Source organism: Gardnerella pickettii, assembly GCF_029226345.1.
Taxonomy (GTDB): domain Bacteria; phylum Actinomycetota; class Actinomycetes; order Actinomycetales; family Bifidobacteriaceae; genus Bifidobacterium; species Bifidobacterium piotii.
Window position 1 is genome coordinate 1 of sequence record NZ_JAKNCU010000003.1, and the last position, 5,520, is coordinate 5,520.

The window sequence follows — 5,520 nt, forward strand, 5'->3', positions numbered from 1 at the left end:
TCTCTTGCTGCTCAGCGCGGCTGGTTCTCCTCGGTTGAGGTTGATGAGCCGGCTGGTGTGGTGGTGGTTTGAGAACTCAAGAGCGTGTCTGTACTACTTATTTAGTTAATTATTGCCAGTTCATTGTCAGCCTCACAGATTGTGGGGTGCCTGAGAGATGGTTAAATGATGGTGAGGTTTTTTGTTGGGATGTTCTTTCCTTAAAGAATGTCTCGTCTTTTTCTTTTATATTGGAGCCTTATGTTGGCTCTTCATTGAAGTTTTTCGTGGAGGGTTCGATTCTGGCTCAGGATGAACGCTGGCGGCGTGCTTAACACATGCAAGTCGAACGGGATCTGACCAGCTTGCTGGTTGGTGAGAGTGGCGAACGGGTGAGTAATGCGTGACCAACCTGCCCCATGCTCCAGAATAGCTCTTGGAAACGGGTGGTAATGCTGGATGCTCCAACTTGACGCATGTCTTGTTGGGAAAGTGTTTAGTGGCATGGGATGGGGTCGCGTCCTATCAGCTTGTAGGCGGGGTAATGGCCCACCTAGGCTTCGACGGGTAGCCGGCCTGAGAGGGCGGACGGCCACATTGGGACTGAGATACGGCCCAGACTCCTACGGGAGGCAGCAGTGGGGAATATTGCGCAATGGGGGAAACCCTGACGCAGCGACGCCGCGTGCGGGATGAAGGCCTTCGGGTTGTAAACCGCTTTTGATTGGGAGCAAGCCTTTTGGGTGAGTGTACCTTTCGAATAAGCGCCGGCTAACTACGTGCCAGCAGCCGCGGTAATACGTAGGGCGCAAGCGTTATCCGGAATTATTGGGCGTAAAGAGCTTGTAGGCGGTTCGTCGCGTCTGGTGTGAAAGCCCATCGCTTAACGGTGGGTTTGCGCCGGGTACGGGCGGGCTAGAGTGCAGTAGGGGAGACTGGAATTCTCGGTGTAACGGTGGAATGTGTAGATATCGGGAAGAACACCAATGGCGAAGGCAGGTCTCTGGGCTGTTACTGACGCTGAGAAGCGAAAGCGTGGGGAGCGAACAGGATTAGATACCCTGGTAGTCCACGCCGTAAACGGTGGACGCTGGATGTGGGGCCCATTCCACGGGTTCTGTGTCGGAGCTAACGCGTTAAGCGTCCCGCCTGGGGAGTACGGCCGCAAGGCTAAAACTCAAAGAAATTGACGGGGGCCCGCACAAGCGGCGGAGCATGCGGATTAATTCGATGCAACGCGAAGAACCTTACCTGGGCTTGACATGTGCCTGATGACTGCAGAGATGTGGTTTCCCTTCGGGGCAGGTTCACAGGTGGTGCATGGTCGTCGTCAGCTCGTGTCGTGAGATGTTGGGTTAAGTCCCGCAACGAGCGCAACCCTCGCCCTGTGTTGCCAGCGGGTTATGCCGGGAACTCACGGGGGACCGCCGGGGTTAACTCGGAGGAAGGTGGGGATGACGTCAGATCATCATGCCCCTTACGTCCAGGGCTTCACGCATGCTACAATGGCCGGTACAACGGGATGCGACATGGTGACATGGAGCGGATCCCTTAAAACCGGTCTCAGTTCGGATCGTAGTCTGCAACTCGACTACGTGAAGGCGGAGTCGCTAGTAATCGCGAATCAGCAACGTCGCGGTGAATGCGTTCCCGGGCCTTGTACACACCGCCCGTCAAGTCATGAAAGTGGGCAGCACCCGAAGCCGGTGGCCTAACCCTTTTGGGATGGAGCCGTCTAAGGTGAGGCTCGTGATTGGGACTAAGTCGTAACAAGGTAGCCGTACCGGAAGGTGCGGCTGGATCACCTCCTTTCTACGGAGTTTTTGTGCACGCTCAGAATGAGTGTGGTTACTGGTGTGGAAAACAATAGTTAACGTTTTTTGTGTGAGTATGTTGGGCATGCTTTTGGGTTCCCGGATTGCCACCCCCCTTTTTTGTTTGGGGTTGCGGTCCTAGCCCTTGGATTACAGGTTGAGGCTTTTTGGTTTTTGGCTTGTGTTCTTGGTGTTTGGTGGTTTGAGAACTGGATAGTGGACGCGAGTAAGAATAGTGAGACTGTTTTTTTGGTTTTGCTTGTTTTTACTTTTATCAATTTCAACCGGCTCCATTTTGGTGGAGTCGCTTGATCGTTTTGTGATCGTTTAGTGTGATGATTTATTGTCTAGAGAGTTAAGCGATAGGCTTTTTACTGGTGTATCACTGGTAAGGGCGTATGGTGGATGCCTTGGTAGACAGGACCGATGAAGGACGTGACGGGCTGCGATATGCCTCGGGGAGCTGCCGAGTGGGCTTTGATCCGAGGATTTCCGAATGGGGAGACCCGGCCACTGTTATGGGTGGTCACCACAGTTTTGTGGGGGGTACGCAGGGAAGTGAAACATCTCAGTACCTGCAGGAAAGGATACTCCGTGAGTAGTGGCGAGCGAAAGCGGATCAGGCTAAACCGAGTACGTGTGATAACCGTCAGGTGTTGCGTATTCGGGGTCGTGGGATTGACTGTTCAGCCTCTGACGGGGTTGAGGAGAGTGATAAAACATCGTGTTATGTGAATGGGATTGAATTCCCAGCCGTAGAGGGTGATGGCCCCGTAGCAGGTCGTGCGATGTCTCTTTATGTTTATTCCCAAGTAGCGCGGGCCTCGTGGAATCCCGCGTGAATCTGCCCAGACCGTTGGGTAAGCCTAAGTATTCCTGTCTGACCGATAGTGTACTAGTACCGTGAGGGAAAGGTGAAAAGCACCCCGGGAGGGGAGTGAAATAGTTCCTGAAACCGTGCGCTTACAATCCGTCGGAGCCTTCTTGTGGGGTGACGGCGTGCCTATCGAAAAATGAGTCTGCGAGTCAGTGGTATGTGGCGAGGCTAACCCGGGTGGGGGAGCCGTAGCGAAAGCGAGTTTTAAAAGGCGTTTTAGTCGCATGTCCTGGACCCGAAGCGGGATGATCTAGCCCTGAGCAGGTTGAAGCGCGGGTAAGACCGTGTGGAGGACCGAACCCACCTAGGTTGAAAACTGGGGGGATGACTTGGGGTTAGGGGTGAAAGGCCAATCAAATTCCGTGATAGCTGGTTCTCTCCGAAATGCATTTAGGTGCAGCGTCATGTTATTGCTTACAGGGGGTAGAGCTACTGGATGCTTGCGGGCCCATACCGGGTACTAATAGCAGCCAAACTCCGAATACCTGTTAGGTTTATCATGGCAGTGAGTCGGCGGGGGATAAGCTCCGTCGTCAAAAGGGAAACAGCCCTGATCGTCGTCTAAGGTCCCGAAGCGCGTGCTAAGTGGGAAAGGATGTGGAGTCGCATAGACAGCCAGGAGGTTGGCTCAGAAGCAGCCATCCTTGAAAGAGTGCGTAACAGCTCACTGGTCTAGTGGTTCCGCGCCGACAATGTAGCGGGGCTTAAGCACGCCACCGAAGACGCGACTGCGTGATTTATTTCACGCGGGGTAGGAGAGCGTCCTGTATGGGGTGAAGCGGCAGTGTGAACTTGTCGTGGACTATACGGGAGTGAGAATGCAGACATGAGTAGCGAGAGACAGGTGTGAATCCTGTCCGCTGAATGACTAAGGGTTCCGGGGCCACGTTCGTCGTCCCCGGGTGAGTCGAGTCCTAAGGCGAGGCCGACAGGCGTAGTCGAATGGATGAACGGGTTGATATTCCCGTACCGGTGTTACACCGTTCGAACTGAATCTGAGAGTACTAACCTTCGTTATTCTGGTTGATTGCCTTTCGGGGTTTTCTTCTGGTTTAGTGTTGGGAGCGTATCGGTAGTAGGTTAGCGTGGGAGTGACGCGGGTAGGTAGCCGGCTGCGGAGGTGGTTTTCCGTGGCTAAGCGTGTGGGCTGTCTCCTAGGTAAATCCGGGGGATGTTTAAGCTGAGGCGTGATGGGTAGGCCGTATGGCTGATTCCGGTGATCCTGCTTGCCGAGAAAAGCTTCAACGTGAGGTGTGATTCCGCTCGTACCCTAAACCGACACTGGTGGTCTGGTAGAGTATACCGAAGCGATCGGGCGAATCCTGGCCAAGGAACTCGGCAAATTACTCCCGTGCCTTCGGCATAAGGGAGACCCCTGATGGTGATGTTTTTTACATGCGGAGCTGTTGGGGGTGGCACAAGCTAGGGGGTAGCGACTGTTTACCAAAAACACAGGAGCGTGCGAAGGCGTAAGCCGCTGTATACGCTCTGACGCCTGCCCGGTGCCGGAAGGTTAAGAGGATCCGTTAGCTTTGGCGAAGCGGTGAATTTAAGCCCCGGTAAACGGCGGTGGTAACTATAACCATCCTAAGGTAGCGAAATTCCTTGTCGGGTAAGTTCCGACCTGCACGAATGGCGTAACGACTTCCCCACTGTCTCGGCCAGGAGCCCGGCGAAATTGCAGTACGAGTAAAGATGCTCGTTAAGCGCAGAAGGACGAAAAGACCCCGGGACCTTTACTATACCTTGGTATTGTCGTTAGGTGTGGATCGTGTAGCATAGGCGGGAGGCTTTGAAGCGTGGGCGCTAGCTTGCGTGGAGTCAACAAGTGAAATACCGCTCTTTCCATATCTGGCGTCTAACCTCGACACGTTATCCGTGTTAGGGACAGTGCCTGGCGGGTAGTTTAACTGGGGCGGTTGCCTCCTAAAGAGTAACGGAGGCGCTCAATGGTCCGCTCAGCCCGGTTGGCAATCGGGTTTTGAGTGTAATCGCACAAGCGGGCTTGACTGTGAGACTGACGGGTCGAGCAGGGACGAAAGTCGGAGATAGTGATCCGGTGCCGGCGTACGGACGTGGCATCGCTCAACGGATAAAAGGTACCCCGGGGATAACAGGCTGATCATTCCCAAGAGTCCATATCGACGGGATGGTTTGGCACCTCGATGTCGGCTCGTCGCATCCTGGGGCTGGAGCAGGTCCCAAGGGTTCGGCTGTTCGCCGATTAAAGCGGCACGCGAGCTGGGTTCAGAACGTCGTGAGACAGTTTGGTCTCTATCCTCTGCGCTCGTTGGAATGTTGAGGAGACCTGCCCATAGTACGAGAGGACCTGGGTGGACGAACCTCTGGTATGCCGGTCGTCACGCCAGTGGCGCTGCCGGTTAGCTACGTTTGGAAGGGATAACCGCTGAAAGCATCTAAGCGGGAAGCCTGCTCCAAGATTAGCATTCCTTGCACTTTGTGTGTGAGCCCCCATGTAGAACACGTGGTTGATAGGCTGGATGTGGAAGCCCTGTAAGGGGTGGAGCTGACCAGTACTAATGGGCGATTGTGATACTACTTGTATTGCTTATCGTTTAATTCTCTTAACTTTAGGGAGTGTTAAGCGATCATGATTATGGTTAAGTTGTTGATTTTGATGATTGTTCTTCTTGTTGCTCGCGTTCATGTCCGGTTCCCAAACCGCCAGCTTGCCGCTCGCGTATTGCGAGTGTATAATCTAGTTTTGCGGTGGTCATGGCTCAGGTGAGACGCCCGGTCCCATTCCGAACCCGGAAGCTAAGGCCTGACACGGTGAGGGTACTGCACTCGATAGGGTGTGGGAGACTAACACGCTGCCGCATTATTCTT

General features: G+C 54.0%; 3 rRNA genes. All 3 read left to right on the forward strand.

Annotated features, from left to right (window positions below):
- Nucleotides 1-263 precede the first annotated feature (263 nt).
- Nucleotides 264-1,791: ribosomal RNA gene (locus tag MAF46_RS06015) — 16S ribosomal RNA — on the forward strand.
- Nucleotides 1,792-2,171: 380 nt separating this feature from the next.
- A 23S ribosomal RNA gene (locus MAF46_RS06020) occupies nucleotides 2,172-5,230 on the forward strand.
- 166 nt (nucleotides 5,231-5,396) lie between these two features.
- Nucleotides 5,397-5,513: ribosomal RNA gene (gene rrf, locus MAF46_RS06025) — 5S ribosomal RNA — on the forward strand.
- The 16S, 23S and 5S rRNA genes sit together here, the layout of an rRNA operon.
- Nucleotides 5,514-5,520: the final 7 nt, after the last annotated feature.